The following is a 17,108-nucleotide window of genomic DNA, read 5'->3' on the forward strand; positions in this document are numbered from 1 at the left end:
AGGTGATAATCTCATTAGAATGGAAGATCGTCATCCGAGATGTCAATCGGTTTGCCGTCGTTGGCAAATGGGTCATCATTAAAGCTGTTCCCCTGATTGCGTCTCTGGTTGTTTTGATTTCCCCCGAATGGATTATCATTTTGGCCTCCGCCAAAGTACTGGCCTCCGCCGCTATTTCCTTCGTTGTATCCACCTGAACCAGAACCGCCTCCGTTTTTCGGCTCAAGAAATTGAACACTTTCAGCTTGGACCTCGGTCACGAAGACACGCTGTCCTTGCTGGTTTTCATAGTTTCTTGTTTGTAAACGGCCATCTACGCCTGCAAGGCTTCCTTTTTTCAGGAAGTTTGCAACGTTTTCGGCTTGTCTTCTCCAAGTGACACAATTAATGAAATCGGCCTCACGTTCTCCGGACTGGTTCGTAAATGTACGATTCACAGCAAGAGTAAACGTAGCAACAGCCGCACCGTTTGGCGTATAACGAAGCTCTGGGTCTTTTGTCAGTCTTCCGACTAATACAACTCGGTTAAGCATAAGAAAGACCACCTTTTACCATTATATATTTCAAAATTGCTTATTCTTCTTCTTTAACAACAATGTGGCGAATGATATCGTCACTGATCTTAGCTAGACGGTCAAATTCTTGAACTGCCGCAGCGTCAGATTGAACGTTTACGATTTGGTAGAAACCGTCGCGGAAATCGTTGATTTCGTAAGCAAGACGACGTTTACCCCAATCCTTTGTTCCAGTGATCTCCGCACCGTTAGAAGTCAGAACGTTGTTGAAACGCTCGATAACTGCTTTTTTAGACTCATCGTCAATGTTTGGGCGGATAATGTACATAACTTCGTACTTTCTCATCTGTTTGCACCTCCTTTTGGACTAAGCGGCCCATAATGGGCAAGGAGCAATAATTCTATTACTCACAATTTTATATTATACCAAAGCTCTTGTCCCTTTACAACTGCATCCTATACATTAAATCGGAAATGAATAACATCTCCGTCTTTAACCACATACTCTTTTCCTTCAAGACGGACTTTTCCTGCTTCTTTGGCTCCTGCCATGCCGCCGCCCGCAAGAAGATCCTCATAAGCAACAGTTTCAGCACGAATGAAGCCGCGCTCAAAGTCACTATGAATAATTCCTGCACATTCAGGGGCTTTCATGCCTTTTTTGAATGTCCAAGCTCTGACTTCCTGTTCTCCGGCTGTGAAATATGTTGCAAGGCCAAGAAGGGAGTAAGACGCTTTGATCAGCTGATCAAGACCTGATTCTTCAATGCCCAGCTCTTCCAGGAACATTTGCTTTTCTTCGCCTTCAAGCTCAGCGATTTCCGATTCGATTTTCGCACACACAACGATAACTTCCGCGTTTTCGCCGGCAGCGTACTCGCGAATTTTCGCTACATTTTCATTGCCAGACGGATCAGCCACTTCATCTTCACTTACGTTCGCCACGTACAAAATAGGTTTCGAAGTCAGTAAATGAAGCTGCTTTACAAGCTTTTGCTGCTCTTCAGTAAACTCAACAGAACGTGCAGGCTTTTCATTCTCAAACGCTTCTTTCAGTTTAGACAGAATCTCAAACTCAAATACAGCGTCTTTATCTTTTTGCTTCGCAAGTTTGCTGACGCGTGTAATCCGCTTTTCAACCGTTTCCATATCAGCGAGGATCAGCTCAAGGTTGATCGTTTCAATATCATCAATCGGATCAACTTTTCCGGAAACGTGTGTAATATTATCATCAGAAAAAGCGCGGACAACGTGGCAAATCGCGTCAACCTGGCGAATGTGAGAAAGGAATTTATTGCCGAGACCTTCTCCTTTAGATGCGCCTTTTACAATACCGGCAATATCAGTAAATTCAAAAGCAGTCGGCACAGTCTTCTTCGGTTTGACCAGCTCAGTCAGCTTTTGCAGACGTTCGTCCGGTACTTCTACAATCCCTACGTTCGGATCAATCGTACAGAACGGGTAGTTGGCTGATTCAGCACCGGCCTGTGTAATTGCGTTAAATAGTGTTGATTTCCCGACGTTTGGCAAACCAACAATTCCAGCTGTTAAAGCCATTCTTTCATCTCCTCTATATAAAACCGTCATTGTGTAAACGTATTTTGAACCTAGAGCAATTATAAGGAGGTTCACTGGAAAAGACAAGCTGACAAAACTGCATTTTCAGCCTGCCAAGTCCTTTGATTATGCTTTTTTCAAGCCTACTAAACAGTCAAAAAGCGTACTTCCCATTCCATTATCGGAATTTGTATCATTTGTCAGTGCATTGACTGAACCTCCAAAAGCCGCCCACATGCCTTCATCTATATTAATCGTCTTCGGGTGAGCCTGCCTCATCACTTTCACCTTGCCCGTCAAGCGCCCGCGGTCATTAAAGATGGCAACCTCGTCTCCGTCCTGAAGATCCTGCTCAGCCGCTATATCTGGAGAAATATCCACTTGAATATGTTGAAGCTTTTCAATAAACGGCACATGCTGAGAATGATTAGAACGCTGGGGATGAATGGACAAAAGCGTGTAAGGATACTTTCCAGCCAACTCCTCATTATGGAAAACAGATTCTTCGGGCACGTTTAATTGAAGCAAGCCGCTCAACCCTTTTTCCTCAGCTAACGACGAAGTAAATTCAAATTTTCCGCTCGGCGTCAAAAATTTATAATCATCCCACGGCACCTGCTTAACTGGAAGAGGGAGGTGGCCTTTTTCTTTCAATCGCTCTAGTGTCACTTCCTCTGCTTCCAATGAAGAAAGCCCCATCTCCAAAAATTCTTCAGTACTGTATTCAAACAGCTCGCCAAATCCAAGGCGTTTTGCAAGCTCTGACCAGATCCGGCTGTCCGACTTCGCTTCACCCTGCGGCTCCACAAGCTTCTTCCCGTACTGAACGTAATGATGATACATGCTGGAATAGTAGATATCCTCTTCTTCAAAAACAGTGGCAGTCGGCAGCACATAATCACACAGTTTTGCCGTATCTGTCATGATAGAATCAATCGCTACCGTCATCGGCACGTTTTCAAACGCTTGTCTTACTTTATTGGTATTCGGCACCTGAGTCAGCGGATTTCCGCACGTCACGATAATCATCTCAATCGCTGGATCAGCAGCAGTCAACACCTCTTCAGCCTGTGTCATCATTGAAAATGAGCGTGATGCTGTTTTTAATTCCGGCAGCGTAAGCTTCGCTTTTGCAAAGCTCTCACCGATCTGAACGTTACCGAAATTCGCGCCGCCGCCTTTAATTCCAACATTTCCGCTTGCCGCAACAAGTGCATCAATCCAGCGAATCGTTTCGCCGCCGTTTTTATATCGCTGCATGCCAAGCCCCATAAAAGTAGACACCGGGCCGTCAGCATACAAACCGGCCAGATACTCCAGCTCCTCCATAGAAGCTTCTGTTTTCACAATAAACTCTTCTAAGGAAACGGTGTTCAAAAGCTCTTTTACATCATCGAAACCGACAGAGTGCTCAGAAATAAACGTCTCATCCGTTCTTCCTGTCTCAATCAGAACCTTCAAAACAGCTGCCGCAAGCCAGCCGTCCATTCCCGGCTTTACTGAGATATAGCGGTCTGCAAGCTTGGCAGTCGGGTTGAAGATCGGATCAATCACTGTAAGCGTGGCACCCTTTTTCTTCACCTGCTGCAAATGATGGTATAAGTGCATATTCGTTCTGGATACATTTCTTCCCCACACAACAACATGTTTGCTGTTGTAAATATCAAGGGGGCCGTGCCCATACGAACGGCCGAAATCCCAGCTTTGCGCCTCGATACCGGAGCCCCAGCATATGCTTCCGACGATTTCAGTCACGCCGCCATATCCATTAAAAAAACGCTGATCTAGCGCTTTTAACAAACCGTTATTCGCATAATCATGGCTGTGCAAAACAGCAGTCGTTTCTGACGTTTCCTTGATCTCCCGAAGCTTATCGGCAATTTCATCAAGCGCCTGCTCCCAGGAAATCCGCACAAACTCGCCATTTTGCTTTTTCATCGGATAGCAAAGCCGCTCAGGCGAATTTGTTTTTGTCTCAAGCATTCTGCCGCGGCCGCAGATTTTGCCTTCCGTAATCGGATGGTTTGGATCTCCGTCCACTTTTGTTACCTTTCCGTCTTCAACAGTCACCAAAAAACCGCAGCTGTCCCAGCAATTCAGCGGACATGCTGACTGATGCACTTTGCTCATCGCCGTCTTCTCCTTACCTACTATATGAAAAAGCATGAGTGCAGGCCTTTTTACGAAGTAGGCTCCTCATGCTTGACTAGTACTTTTTTTAGTTTTCTTTCAAATTCTTTTCTCGGAATCATTACACTGTGAGAGCATCCCTCACACTTAATTCGAATATCCATTCCCATGCGTATAATTTTCCAGCTGTTCGCTCCGCATGGATGCGGTTTTTTCATTTCTACGATATCATTCAGGCCAAAGTCTTTATCCGCCAAGACCCTTCACCTCTTTTCATAAACTGCTGTATCTATTGTACAAAAAAACCGATCATAAGAGCAATCAAGATATCCGAAAAGAAAGATATCCTCTTATTTCCATTTACTTAAAATAGGATATAACAGCAGACAAACTAACAAATATAAATTCAGCATCCCGTATATCGGGTACAAGAACGCGATTAAATCAGAAAATCCGAAAGAAGTAAAAGGCACCATCAACGCTAACAGAATCAACACAATCATCCATCTCGGCATACGAACAAACGCCATCAGCCGGCTGGACAGCCCCAGCAAACCAGCCACCGTCGTCGTGTAAATCGCCAGGCACAGCACCGCCGTCATACATAAAAAAAGGAAATAAGGCGCCCCCTCCAAAACGGCAAACAACGGTATTTCAAACTGAGAAAGGGAGCCCGCCAGATCCACTAACGTTTCATTATAAACAAAAGAGATCACGCCAAAAATAAGTCCGCTTGCCACACTTGCGATTTTCGCTTCTCCGAGTCCTTTCATTTCTTTCCCAACGGAGGATAAAATCGCGACAACTGAAAGGATATTTAAAGAGGTAAACGTAATGCTCGCAGGCCAGTTATACTGCCGCGTCAAATCTATCGTCCATGTATGGTGATGGGTGCTCTGAAAGGAGATCAGCGCATACAGCAGCCCCGCTACTAAAACAGGTATCAAAAAGCCATTTACTGATAATATTCCTTTCACATCCCAGAAAAACAAACACACTGTCACGATGCAAATCAGCGCGATTCCCCACCAGAAAGGAAGCTTGTACATTTGCAGGGTCACACCGCCTCCGGCAATCATCACCATAGTCGTCGAAAACAAATAAAAAACGATGAGGACATCATAAATTTTCGCCAGCCATGGTCCCATCAAATGTTCCAGAACCGGCAGAAAATGAGTGGATTGAACCTTAAAACCGATTTTCATCACAATATAAGACGAAAAAATGAACATGATTGTAAACAGCACAATAGCAAGTCCGCTTTCCGCCCCAAAAAACTGCCATATCTCCTGACCGCTCGCATATCCGGCCCCGATCAGGCTCCCTAATATGAGCAGCATCCACTTCATTCCGGCTCTCCACAACATCATCACCTCATAGCACAGAGTTCAGCTTGTTCCTGTTATTGCTACTATATAAATAACACAAAGCAAAAATGCCATATTTTCATAGACATTGACCACAAGGTGAAATTATCATACGAAATACACATAAAAAAAGACTGCCAATGCAGGCAGTCGAAAACCGATATTAATTTGTCCGCGGAAATAAGGAATGAACCTCATCCTTCACTTGTTCTAACATTCCTTTGTATGCATCTTCATCCAGATACCCGATGCCGCCGAAATCAATGTCCGGCAGACAACCATTAATACCCTCCATTTCAAAAAATATCCTATCCCATACACAAAGCATAAAAGACCGTACTGCTGGATATACTGTAAACAACCTTACATATCTACATACACACCATAGCTATTCTGTTACCTACTATAACAAGGAAGTGAAACCTATGAATCGAAAAGGCGGGCTTTTTTCTTCTCAGGAACGAGTAAAGCAATATGTTTCACATACAGATGCAGCTGCAGCAAAACAAATCCAAACCATCCTTTCATCATCCTTACGTAAAGCTGCCGGCAAACCAATTGTCGTGGTTTGTATCGGAACAGACCGTTCAACCGGTGATTCATTAGGCCCGCTCGTAGGAATGAAACTCAAACAGATGCAGCTCACCAGATTTCATGTCTATGGTACCTTATCTGACCCAGTCCATGCTGTGAATATGAAAGATAAAATCAATGACATTCAAAAATTACATAAAAATCCATTTATTATAGCAGTCGATGCATGCTTAGGACGCGTCAAAAGTGTAGGATCGTTTCAAATCGGAGACGGGCCATTAAAGCCCGGAGCCGGAGTGCAAAAAGACCTGCCTGAAGTGGGAGATCTTCATATTAATGGAATTGTGAATGTGAGTGGTTTTATGGAATACTTTGTTTTACAAAATACAAGGCTGAACTTGGTCATGAATATGGCAAATGTTCTTGCTGAAGGATTGAGTTTAACAGATCGAACAGAGTGGAGGCAGGAACGCCTTAGCCCGCTGCAACGGCTCACTGGGCGAATATAAAAAAAGAAACCATCTTCGCTGGAAAGATGGTTTCTTTTTTTACGATTCACGTTCAGACAATAGCTCTAAAATCCGATCAAGATCTTCATTAGAGAAAAATTCAATTTCGATTTTGCCTTTTTTCTTTTGTCTTTTAATATTAACTGTTGTTCCAAAATAATTTTGGAGATAGGATTCCCGTTCTTTTAGAACTGCGTCTTTAACGGGTTCTTTTTTCTTTGTTTCACGTGGAACATTCTGATTTAACTGCTGAATCAGCTGCTCAAGCTGACGAACATTGAGCTGCTCTGCAATGACCTTTTGTACAAGCGGTTCAAGCTTATTTTTGTTTTTCAGGCCAAGAAGCGTGCGGCCATGCCCCATAGAAAGCGTACCTTCGGCAATAAGCTGCTGAATGTTTTCTGGCAATGTCAGCAATCTTAAATGATTCGCAATATGCGGTCTGCTTTTGCCAAGACGTTTGGCAAGCTGTTCTTGTGTGAGATCTAAGTGCTTCAGCAAAGAGTCATAGGCCTGAGCCTCTTCAAGCGGCGATAAATCTTCACGCTGAAGGTTTTCCAGTAAAGCAATTTCTCTCATTAATGCCTCTGATAATTCACGGACAATCGCCGGAACCGTGTCTAAACCCGCCAGCTTTGCCGCACGAAAACGCCGCTCACCTGCAACAATATCATAGCCTTTTAAAGATTTTCTGACGATAAGCGGCTGGAGAATGCCATGCTGCAGCACGGATTCTTTTAGTTCAGCTAATGCCTCGTCATCAAAGTGTTTTCTTGGCTGATAAGGATTAGGGCGTAAATCGGCAACTTTAATTTCTTCAACAGTCTCTTCAGACAAATCGACCTGATTAAACAACGCATTAATCCCTTTTCCAAGGCCTTTAGCCATTCGCAGCCACTTCCTTTGCTAAATCTAAATATACTTCCGCACCTCTTGACCGCGGATCGTATAAAATGATGGGTTTTCCGTGGCTCGGTGCCTCGCTCAGACGGACATTACGTGGAATAACCGTCTTATATACTTTATCTCTAAAATATTTTTTAACCTCTTCAATCACTTGAATGCCGAGATTGGTCCGGGCATCAAGCATTGTCAGCAATACTCCTTCAATCATTAAATCAGTATTCAAATGCTTTTGCACAAGGCGTACTGTATTTAATAACTGGCTGAGCCCCTCTAAGGCGTAATATTCGCACTGTACAGGAATCACAACGGAATCTGAGGCAGTAAGCGCGTTAATCGTCAGCAGTCCCAATGACGGCGGACAATCAATGATAATATAATCATAATTCTGCTTTACTGCTTCAAGCGCCCTCTTCAGTCTCACTTCTCTTGAAATCGTCGGAACCAGCTCGATTTCAGCTCCAGCAAGCTGAATCGTCGCAGGAATCACGTCCAAGTTTTCTACTGTCGTTGCTTTAATAATATCTATTACATCTGCATCATCTACTAAAATATCGTACACACACTGCTCTACATCGGCTTTTTCAATCCCTAATCCGCTTGTCGCATTTCCCTGCGGATCAATATCTACCAGCAGAACCCTTTTCCCTATGTAAGCCAAACATGCCCCAAGGTTGACAGACGTCGTTGTTTTGCCGACTCCGCCTTTTTGGTTCGTAATTGCTATGATTTTTCCCACGATGTCACCTACTTTCACATGAACATGTACTATCTTGCTTCTATTCTATCAAAAAAAGATTAAAGCGTTTCATTTTTTTCATCATTTTGTTCCAATTCAGAAAGGAAATAATTGAAAATTCAAGCACGCTATATGCTTTCTCTTATAAATTCTGTAATTTCTATGTTTTTTTGACTTAAAAAAGGAATTTCTTAAAGAAAAAAAGAAGAAGTTACAGTGCAGAATGTACAGGACGGTGAGAATATGGTTTATAAAACAAAGAGAGATATACCCGTTACGCTGATGATCGTGTTTCTCATATTACTGCTACAAGCGGATGCCATTGTTCCTTTTGTGCTGGGAAATGTAAGGGTTTCAGGCTGGATCATTTTTGCTCTGCTGACTCTTTTAAATGTGCTCATCATTTGGAGCTTTATTGACCTGAAATATGTATTGAAGGAGCACCACCTGATCATTAAAGCCGGACTGATCAAACATCAAATTCCTTACGAAAAAATCGAAAAAGTGGTTCAAAAAAAGAAGCTGTGGTCAGGTTTTCGTCTGATCGGCTCTCGTCATGCCATCACGATATATTATCAGGGGGGATGGGGACATGCTGTGATTTCACCGCAAAATACTGAAGAATTTATCCACAAGCTCAAAGAAAAGAATTCTAATATAATAATATTCAGTAAAAGTAATTAATTTCCTTTTACCACAAACACAAAAAGCTCCCCTGCTTATCAGGAGAGCTTTTATTTTGGTATGCGAATCGTTAATTGAATATATTCTTCAAATTCTTCTTCTTCCGTATTCAATTTTACACCGCTGTCTTCAACCATTGATAGTGACTGGCGAATCGTGTTCATTGCAATTCTTGTATCTCTGCTGAACGCTTTGCGTCTCGGCTTTGGTTTTCTCTGGCCTTGCTCCAGCATTTTCACCACGCGGTCTTCCGTCTGCTTTACATTTAAGCTTTTCTCAATAATCTCTGTGAGCAGTGTGACTTGGAGCTCAGGCTGTTTCAGCGGAATCAGCGCTCTGGCATGACGCTCAGTGATTTTCTTCTCCATAATCGCGTCTTGGACCGGCTGAGGCAGCTTTAATAACCGCAGCTTATTCGCAATTGTGGATTGCCCTTTTCCTAAACGCTGTGCGAGTGCTTCCTGTGTTAAGTCATGCAGCTCAAGAAGCCGAGCATAGGCATGCGCTTCCTCAATAGAAGACAGTTCTTCCCGCTGCAAGTTTTCAATTAACGCCACAGAAGCGGTTTCCGTGTCGGAAAAATCCTTAATAATAGCCGGAATCTTTTCCCACTCGAGCGATTGCACCGCTCTCCAGCGTCTTTCACCTGCAATGAGTTCGTATTGGCCTTCTTCTTCTGTATGCCTGACAACAATCGGCTGAATAATGCCGTGTGTATGAATGGTCATTGCTAACTCTTTGATTTTTTCATCTGAGAAAATGGTGCGTGGCTGAAAACGGTTGGGAACGATAGCATTTACCGGTATTTCCAGAATCTCTTCTTTGTTTGTTTCATGTTCAGCAATCTCCGGTTCCTGTTCCTTCTCACCAAGCCCGAAGAAACGAGAGAATGAATGCTTCATGTACCTACACCACCTTTAAAAACTGCCATTTTTATAATTCTATTTTCTCATGGTTTTTCCTGCTGTACATCCATCAATTTTGATGAAAATATGATGGTATTGTCATATCAGGCTGTCTAAATTACCCTTCAATTGGCGATTTATTAGGAGTTCCCGGTTTTCTTGGATACTTCTTAGGTGTATTTTTTGTCTTGCGTATCACCATAATATTACGATCGCTTTCTTCAATAGGCAGCTTAAAGGAATGGATATTCTCAAGTTCTCCCCCAAGCGTTGTGATCGCTTTTTTACCTGCATTCAGTTCTTCTTCAGCTGATGCGGCTTTTAAAGCAACAAATAAACCGTTTTTCTTTACCAGAGGCAGGCAAAGTTCACTTAAAACAGATAGTCTTGCAACTGCTCGCGCCGTCACAATATCATAGCTTTCCCGTACGTCTTTCCGCTGTCCGAATGTTTCAGCTCTGTCATGGCAGAATGTCGTATTCTCCAATTGCAAAGCTTCAGACAACTTTTCTAAAAACGTAATCCGTTTGTTTAGTGAATCCACGATTGTGACATGGAGGTGCGGAAAGCATATTTTAATCGGAAGACTCGGAAAACCCGCTCCCGCTCCGACATCACAAATCGTGTTCACTTGATTGAAGTCGACATAAAAAGCGGCTGTGATGGAATCATAAAAATGCTTAAGATACACTTCTTTTTTCTCTGTAATTGAAGTCAGATTGATTTTTTCATTCCATTCAACCAGCATGTCGTAATACAGCTCAAATTGTTCCAGCTGACGGGGAGAAAGGGAGATCCCTTTTTCCGCCAAACTAGAAGTGAATTCTTCAATATTCATGCCGTCATCCTTTCTATTCGGCTATCTTCGCAATGCGTCCCTGCTCTAAATACACCAATAGAATTGAAATGTCCGCCGGGTTTACACCGGAAATGCGGGAAGCTTGGGCAACAGACAAAGGACGCACATTTTTCAGCTTTTGACGCGCCTCAGTCGCTATCCCTTTAATTGCGTCATAATCAATTCGATCCGGAATTTTTTTGTTTTCCATCTTCTTCAGTTTTTCCACTTGTTGAAGAGATTTTTCAATATATCCTTCATATTTCACTTGGATTTCTACTTGTTCTGCCACGTCTTGCGGAACCGGCACTTCTGGCGGCGCCAGTTTAGTGACTGTTTCATAGTTCATTTCAGGACGTTTCATCAAGTCTGTGCCGCGAACGCCATCTTTCAATTCGCTTCCGCCAAGAGAACGGATATACTCTTGATTTTCCGGAGACGGCTTGATAATCACAGAATGCAGACGTTTTTTCTCCGCTTCAATTGCCGCTTTTTTCTTCTCAAAAGCTGCATAGCGCTCATCAGAAATCAATCCAATGCTGTGTCCGATTTCTGTCAGACGCAAATCAGCATTGTCATGACGAAGAAGCAGTCTGTATTCAGCACGAGATGTCAATAGACGGTATGGTTCATTGGTTCCTTTTGTCACAAGGTCATCAATCAGAACACCAATATAGGCGTCAGAACGGCTCAGAATCACTTCTTCTTTTCCAAGCGCTTTTCGACCTGCATTGATTCCTGCCATAATTCCTTGTCCTGCGGCTTCTTCATAACCGGATGTTCCGTTAATTTGGCCTGCAGTAAACAGGTTTGTGATTTTTTTCGTTTCAAGTGTCGGCCATAGCTGTGTCGGTACAATCGCATCGTACTCGATCGCATAGCCAGCTCTCATCATTTGCACGTTTTCAAGACCCGGAATCGTTGCAAGCATTCTTTGCTGCACATCTTCTGGAAGACTTGTAGATAAACCTTGGACATAGACTTCCTGCGTATTTCTGCCTTCCGGCTCAAGGAAGATTTGGTGACGCGGTTTATCATTAAAACGGACAACTTTATCTTCAATGGACGGGCAGTATCTTGGGCCCGTACCTTTGATCATACCGGAATACATCGGTGAACGGTGCAGGTTGCTGTCAATAATCTCATGTGTCTCAGGGCTTGTATATGTCAGCCAGCAAGGAAGCTGATCTGTAATATATTCCACTGTTTCATATGAGAAAGCGCGAGGCACATCGTCACCAGGCTGGATTTCCGTTTTGCTGTAATCAATCGTGTCGCTTTTGACGCGAGGCGGCGTACCTGTTTTAAAACGAACAAGGTCAAAGCCCAGTTCTTCCAAATGCTCAGAAAGCTTAATAGAAGGCTGCTGGTTGTTCGGACCGCTTGAATAAGACAGATCACCAAGAATGATTCGCCCTCTTAAATATGTCCCAGTCGTCATGACAACGGCTTTCGCACGATAATGCGCGCCGGTTTGTGTAATCACACCGCGGCATTCGCCGTCTTCAACGATCAGCCGCTCCACAATTCCTTGCAGCAATGTTAAGTTTGGTTCTTTTTCAAGCGTATTTTTCATTTCGTGCTGATATTGGAATTTGTCTGCTTGGGCACGCAATGCACGGACCGCAGGACCTTTTCCAGTATTCAGCATTCTCATTTGAATATGCGTTTTATCGATGTTTCTGCCCATTTCTCCGCCGAGCGCGTCAATTTCGCGGACGACAATCCCTTTTGCGGGGCCGCCGACAGACGGATTACATGGCATAAATGCAACCATATCTAAGTTGATGGTCAAGACAAGCGTTTTGGCGCCTTGGCGTGCAGATGCGAGGGCAGCCTCAACACCGGCATGCCCGGCGCCAATCACAATCACATCGTATTGGCCTGCTTCATACCCCATGATTCTAGTTCCTCCTTTTATTATTTTCCTAAACAGAATTGCGAAAAGAGCTGGTCAATTAAGCTTTCGTGGACAGAATCTCCGATAATTTCGCCCAAAAGCTCCCAGCATCTTGTAAGGTCGATTTGCACCATGTCGATCGGGACATCCTGTTCGATGCCGCTAAGCGCATCTTCAATGGCACGTTTGGCCTGCTGTAAAATAGAGATATGACGTGTGTTGCTGACATAAGTCAGATCCCCGCTTTCAATGGCACCCGTGTAGAACAGCGATTGAATCGCTTCTTCCAAATCATTGATGCCTTCCTCTTTTAGTAGAGATGTCGTAACAACAGGACGTCCATTGGCAAGCTCACGGACACGTTCACTGTCAATCTTCGCCTCAAGGTCAGTCTTATTCATAATCACGATAACGTCCATGCCCTCAACGGCTTCAAAAAGCTTCACGTCTTCTTCAGAAAGCTCTTCACTATAATTAAGCACAAGTAAAATCAGGTCCGCTTCCTTTAGAACCTGGCGAGAACGTTCAACACCGATTCGTTCTACAATATCCTCTGTTTCACGAATACCTGCTGTATCAACCAGACGGAGCGGAACGCCCCTTACATTAACGTATTCCTCAATCACATCCCGAGTCGTTCCGGGAATATCGGTCACAATGGCTTTCGCCTCATGAACAAGACTGTTCAGAAGAGATGATTTTCCCACATTCGGCCGGCCGATAATGACAGTAGAAAGACCTTCACGCAAGATTTTCCCTTGCTCAGAAGTCCTCAGCAGCGCCTCAATTTCTTTTTTCACGGCGGTTGCCTTTTCAACCAAAAGCTGATGCGTCATTTCCTCTACATCATCGTACTCCGGATAATCTATATTCACCTCAACATGAGCGAGCGTTTCTAAAATCTCACTGCGCAAACGGCGCACCAAAGCAGAAAGACGCCCTTCCATTTGGTTCATAGCGACGTTCATTGCCCGGTCCGTTTTCGCTCTGATTAAGTCCATAACCGCTTCCGCCTGTGAAAGATCGATTCGGCCGTTTAAAAATGCGCGTTTTGTAAATTCACCCGGCTCTGCAAGTCTCGCTCCCTCTCTCAATGCGAGCTGAAGCACTTGGTTCACAGTCACAATTCCCCCGTGACAGTTAATTTCGATGACATCTTCACGTGTAAAAGTTCTCGGTGCTTTTAACACTGATACCATTACTTCCTCAACGACACGATCCGAAGGTCTGTCTACGATATGACCATAATGAATCGTATGTGATTCGACCGAGCTGAGTGTTTTTCCCTTCGGTCCTTTATAAATTTTATCTGCGATTTGAATTGCTTCTGGTCCGCTCAACCGTACAATCGCAATCGCGCCTTCACCCATCGGTGTGGAAATTGCTGCAATTGTATCCATGCTGTTCACCTCTCTTTACTTATACTTTCATCTATATAAAAAAATTTTTATTATGCCAAAACTAAAAGATAACATAGTTTGGTTCGAAGTGGAAGATGTGTTATCCACAGAATTAGGAATTCGCCTCCTATTACTTTAACTTATCCACATGTGAATAACAATTAATTTTATTTCCTGAACTTCCTTTTTATCAACAGGATACACCTAAAAAGAAAAAACTTAAACGGCAAAAGCTTGATATTACTAGGAAAAATAGACTTTTCTCATACAAAAAAACCGAAATCCGATTTTTACCGGACTTCGGTTTTATGCTATCTTTTATGGGAAATAACGAGATGGCGATTTTCACCTTCACCCATTGAATACGTTTTGATCTGGTGATCTGCATATCCAGAAAGAGTATCATGAATGATTTTTCTTTCACTGGACGGCATAGGTTCCAGATGTACTGCTTTTTTCGTTTTCAAAACCTGGTCTGCAAGCCTGATGGCCAGCTGGCTCAGTGTATCTTTTCTTTTTAAACGATAGTTTTCTGCATCTACCGTCACATTTTTATATTGGCCTGGATTACGGTTAAGGACAAGCTGCGTCAAAGTTTCAAGGGCATTTAAGGTTTGTCCTCTTTTCCCAATCAACAATGCCGCTTTTTCACCTGTTATATGGAAACGTACTGTCTTTTTGCTTTCTTGAACAGTCACATCAGACTTCCCTGCAATGGCTTCGGCAATCGTCTGAAGATAAGACTTCGCTTGCTGAATCGGATCAATCCTTTCAACCAGCTTTACGACCGCCGGCTTTTTACCGAAAATACCGAGAAACCCTTTGTTTCCCTCTTCAATAACGGTAATTTCAACCTTATCCTTCGTTAATTCCAGCTCTCGCAACCCGGATTGTACTGCTTCATCGACATTTCGCCCTGCAGCAGTCACATTCCTCACTTTTTCTTTCCTCCAGCTTTTTGCGGTTCAGGATCTTTTTTAATATCAGGTCCTTTAATGAGGAAAGTTTGCGCAATCATAAACAAGTTACCGACTACCCAATAAAGAGAAAGTGCCGCCGGGAAGTTGATCGCAAATACGATAATCATAATCGGCATAATCCAAAGCATCATCGCCATTTGCGGATTTTGCTGCGCATTGCCCGCCATCATCAGCTTTTGCTGAACAAATGTAGCGACACCGGCAACGATAGGAAGAATATAGAAAGGATCTTTTTCTCCTAAGTCAAACCACAAGAAACTATGCTCTGAAATCGCCTGCGTTCTCATGATCGCATGATAGAATCCAATTAAAATCGGCATCTGGATTAAAATCGGGAAACATCCCGCCAACGGATTGACCCCATGCTTTTGGAATAAAGCCATTGTTTCCTGCTGAAGCTTTTGCTGTGTTTTTTGATCCTTTGAGCTGTACTTTTCTTTAAGCTTTTGCATTTCCGGCTGTAAAGCCTGCATCGCTTTCGAACTTCTCAGCTGCTTAATCATCAGCGGTAAAATTAATAAACGAATTAAAATGGTAACAAGAATAATTGAAAGTCCATAGTTATCTCCCGTCAATTTCGCTACATACGTAATGAGCTCAGACAATGGATATACTACGTACTTGTCCCAAAAATGCGGACTATCTGCAGTGATCGGCTCTTTCACACTCGAGCATCCAGCCAAAAGCATGAATACGCCAACCATACTTAATAGCAACCCTATTCTCCTTTTCAACAACATTTCCTCCTATAATTAATCTCTACACTCTTTTATTGCAAAGCATACTTGTATGTATTTTAGCATCTTTCAGTTTTAAATGGTGTCTTTTTCTGATCAACCAGAAAGGAAGCGCTTTTAAAAGTTGTAAGAAAGCAGTGGCAATGCCTACTTTGACGAGGATTTCTTATATAAAGAAGACTTCCTGAATAGATGCTGCAGACTTTTTTTCGTTTCCTCATATGTCAGCTGGCTCGCCGGTTTTCTGGCAATAATGATGTAATCCTTTTCCTTCAGTCTCTCTTTCTCTTCAAGAAAGGCCTGCCGAATCAAACGTTTGATCCGATTTCGCATCACAGCGTTGCCAATTTTTTTGCTGACGGAAAGCCCGACACGCAGCTCATCGTTTTCAGGCTGATCTAGCGTATATAAGACAAACTGGCGGTTCGCTACGGATGTCCCCTGCTTAAACACTTTTTGAAAGTCTTCATTTTTCTTTAAACGATTTCGCTTCTTCAATTGACTCACTCCGATACTGGCTGGCAGAAACTTTTAAAAATTTATGATGACAATGAGATGCATCAGAACCAGGAAGCATGCCCCGGTTCCTTACGCATCACATCTATCTTTTCCCATAACGTGAAAAAAGACCACTGACATTATTCAGTGGCCTAAGCTGATAATACTTTTCTGCCTTTGCGGCGACGGCGTGCTAAAACTAGACGACCGTTTTTTGAACTCATACGGCTTCTGAAGCCATGAACTTTACTGCGTTTACGGTTATTCGGTTGGAATGTTCTTTTCATTTATGACACCTCCCTCGAGGAATAGCTGTTAAAGACAGTCTTACTTATTATATTTGCGTTACCTATTCATTGTCAACTTCACTAGTGCTTTTATTTCTTGCAACCATAATAGGATACCATACCTTTTCAACTTTCGAAACCTTATTTTTTAGATTCCTTAATTTAACGAAAAAAAGTCGAATCCAAACAATTTCCCCCTAAAATCATGAATGTGGATATCTTTTTCGCCTTTTTTTAATATCCACAGAGGTTATCGACAACATTTTCACATTACCAACCCCTGTGGACAAGATTTTTTCAACAGGTTGTCCGCTTTGTGGATAAGATTGTGACAACCATTGCAAGCTCTCGTTTATTCTGGTATTATATTTGTGTTTTAACTCTTGATTACTAATCTCACCTTTCCTCTTTATCCACAAATTGTGGATAAGTTGTGGATTGTTTTCACACAGCTTGTGTAGAAGGTTGTCCACAAGTTGTGAAATTTGTCGAAAAGCTATTTATCTACTATATTATATGTTTTCAACATTTAATGTGTACGAATGGCAAGCGCCATTTGCTCTTTTTTTGTGTTCTATAACAGAGAAAGACACCATTTTCTATGAAAAGGAGGGACGTGCCGGAA

At 42.9% G+C, this 17,108-nt stretch carries 19 protein-coding genes; 2 read left to right on the plus strand and 17 right to left on the minus strand.

The window, feature by feature from the left end; all coding sequences use genetic code 11:
• Positions 1–14: 14 nt before the first annotated feature.
• The 7 genes from ssbA to M1M80_RS21590 form a co-directional block, all read right to left on the minus strand.
• Entirely contained in the window at positions 15–533 is a 519-nt protein-coding gene (gene ssbA, locus M1M80_RS21430) for a single-stranded DNA-binding protein SsbA (RefSeq protein WP_003219228.1), read from the minus strand.
• 40 nt (positions 534–573) lie between these two features.
• A complete protein-coding gene (gene rpsF, locus M1M80_RS21435) occupies positions 574–861 on the minus strand; it encodes a 30S ribosomal protein S6 (protein WP_003236622.1) in 288 nt (95 codons plus the stop codon).
• Positions 862–971: 110 nt separating this feature from the next.
• A complete protein-coding gene (gene ychF / locus M1M80_RS21440) occupies positions 972–2,072 on the minus strand; it encodes a redox-regulated ATPase YchF (RefSeq protein ID WP_003236624.1) in 1,101 nt (366 codons plus the stop codon).
• Positions 2,073–2,198: 126 nt separating this feature from the next.
• Complete coding sequence (locus tag M1M80_RS21445; protein ID WP_060399972.1) at positions 2,199–4,202, minus strand: molybdopterin-dependent oxidoreductase; 2,004 nt, start codon at positions 4,200–4,202, stop codon at positions 2,199–2,201.
• Between the two features lie 50 nt (positions 4,203–4,252).
• A complete protein-coding gene (locus M1M80_RS21450) occupies positions 4,253–4,459 on the minus strand; it encodes a DUF951 domain-containing protein (protein WP_003219236.1) in 207 nt (68 codons plus the stop codon).
• A gap of 93 nt (positions 4,460–4,552) precedes the next feature.
• Entirely contained in the window at positions 4,553–5,569 is a 1,017-nt protein-coding gene (locus tag M1M80_RS21455) for a YkvI family membrane protein (protein WP_060399973.1), read from the minus strand.
• Positions 5,570–5,732: 163 nt separating this feature from the next.
• A complete protein-coding gene (locus M1M80_RS21590; RefSeq protein WP_266131954.1) occupies positions 5,733–5,864 on the minus strand; it encodes a hypothetical protein in 132 nt (43 codons plus the stop codon).
• Between the two features lie 130 nt (positions 5,865–5,994).
• Between M1M80_RS21590 and yyaC the strand changes: the two genes are divergently transcribed.
• Entirely contained in the window at positions 5,995–6,612 is a 618-nt protein-coding gene (gene yyaC, locus M1M80_RS21460) for a spore protease YyaC (protein ID WP_060399974.1), read from the plus strand.
• 39 nt (positions 6,613–6,651) lie between these two features.
• Here the strand turns inward: yyaC and spo0J are convergent, their stop codons facing one another.
• Together spo0J and soj are read right to left on the minus strand one after the other, a co-directional pair.
• Entirely contained in the window at positions 6,652–7,500 is an 849-nt protein-coding gene (gene spo0J / locus M1M80_RS21465; protein WP_003236635.1) for a stage 0 sporulation protein Spo0J, read from the minus strand.
• Positions 7,493–8,254 carry a sporulation initiation inhibitor protein Soj gene (soj, locus tag M1M80_RS21470; protein ID WP_003219244.1) on the minus strand — a complete coding sequence of 254 codons (762 nt, stop codon included), beginning with the start codon at positions 8,252–8,254 and terminating at the stop codon, positions 7,493–7,495. Before soj ends, spo0J begins: the two co-directional genes overlap by 8 nt.
• 243 nt (positions 8,255–8,497) lie before the next feature.
• Here soj and M1M80_RS21475 point away from each other — a divergent pair, with 243 nt between their 5' ends.
• On the plus strand, positions 8,498–8,938 hold the full coding sequence (locus M1M80_RS21475) for a PH domain-containing protein (RefSeq protein WP_060400080.1): 441 nt from the start codon (positions 8,498–8,500) through the stop codon (positions 8,936–8,938).
• Positions 8,939–8,988: 50 nt separating this feature from the next.
• Here M1M80_RS21475 and noc read toward each other — a convergent pair whose 3' ends face one another.
• The 8 genes from noc to rpmH form a co-directional block, all read right to left on the minus strand.
• A complete protein-coding gene (noc, locus tag M1M80_RS21480; RefSeq protein ID WP_003219249.1) occupies positions 8,989–9,840 on the minus strand; it encodes a nucleoid occlusion protein in 852 nt (283 codons plus the stop codon).
• Positions 9,841–9,961: 121 nt separating this feature from the next.
• Positions 9,962–10,681: a 16S rRNA (guanine(527)-N(7))-methyltransferase RsmG gene (gene rsmG / locus M1M80_RS21485; RefSeq protein ID WP_003236640.1), complete on the minus strand. Its 720-nt coding sequence runs from the start codon at positions 10,679–10,681 to the stop codon at positions 9,962–9,964.
• A 13-nt stretch (positions 10,682–10,694) separates the two neighbouring features.
• On the minus strand, positions 10,695–12,581 hold the full coding sequence (gene mnmG, locus M1M80_RS21490) for a tRNA uridine-5-carboxymethylaminomethyl(34) synthesis enzyme MnmG (RefSeq protein WP_060399975.1): 1,887 nt from the start codon (positions 12,579–12,581) through the stop codon (positions 10,695–10,697).
• Positions 12,582–12,601: 20 nt separating this feature from the next.
• Positions 12,602–13,981 (minus strand): tRNA uridine-5-carboxymethylaminomethyl(34) synthesis GTPase MnmE, encoded by a 1,380-nt coding sequence (gene mnmE / locus M1M80_RS21495; RefSeq protein WP_003219255.1) that lies wholly within the window; start codon positions 13,979–13,981, stop codon positions 12,602–12,604.
• Positions 13,982–14,292: 311 nt separating this feature from the next.
• Positions 14,293–14,919 (minus strand): RNA-binding cell elongation regulator Jag/EloR, encoded by a 627-nt coding sequence (gene jag, locus M1M80_RS21500; RefSeq protein ID WP_060399976.1) that lies wholly within the window; start codon positions 14,917–14,919, stop codon positions 14,293–14,295.
• Positions 14,916–15,701, minus strand: a complete 786-nt coding sequence (gene spoIIIJ, locus M1M80_RS21505) for a YidC family membrane integrase SpoIIIJ (protein ID WP_080010902.1) — start codon at positions 15,699–15,701, stop codon at positions 14,916–14,918. Before spoIIIJ ends, jag begins: the two co-directional genes overlap by 4 nt.
• A 144-nt stretch (positions 15,702–15,845) precedes the next feature.
• Entirely contained in the window at positions 15,846–16,196 is a 351-nt protein-coding gene (gene rnpA, locus M1M80_RS21510; protein ID WP_003236647.1) for a ribonuclease P protein component, read from the minus strand.
• 152 nt (positions 16,197–16,348) lie between these two features.
• Positions 16,349–16,483, minus strand: coding sequence for a 50S ribosomal protein L34 (gene rpmH, locus M1M80_RS21515; protein ID WP_003178075.1), 135 nt, complete (start codon positions 16,481–16,483; stop codon positions 16,349–16,351).
• Positions 16,484–17,108 lie beyond the last annotated feature (625 nt).

Source organism: Bacillus inaquosorum (assembly GCF_023238325.1).
In the GTDB taxonomy this organism is placed as follows: Bacteria; Bacillota; Bacilli; order Bacillales; family Bacillaceae; genus Bacillus; species Bacillus inaquosorum.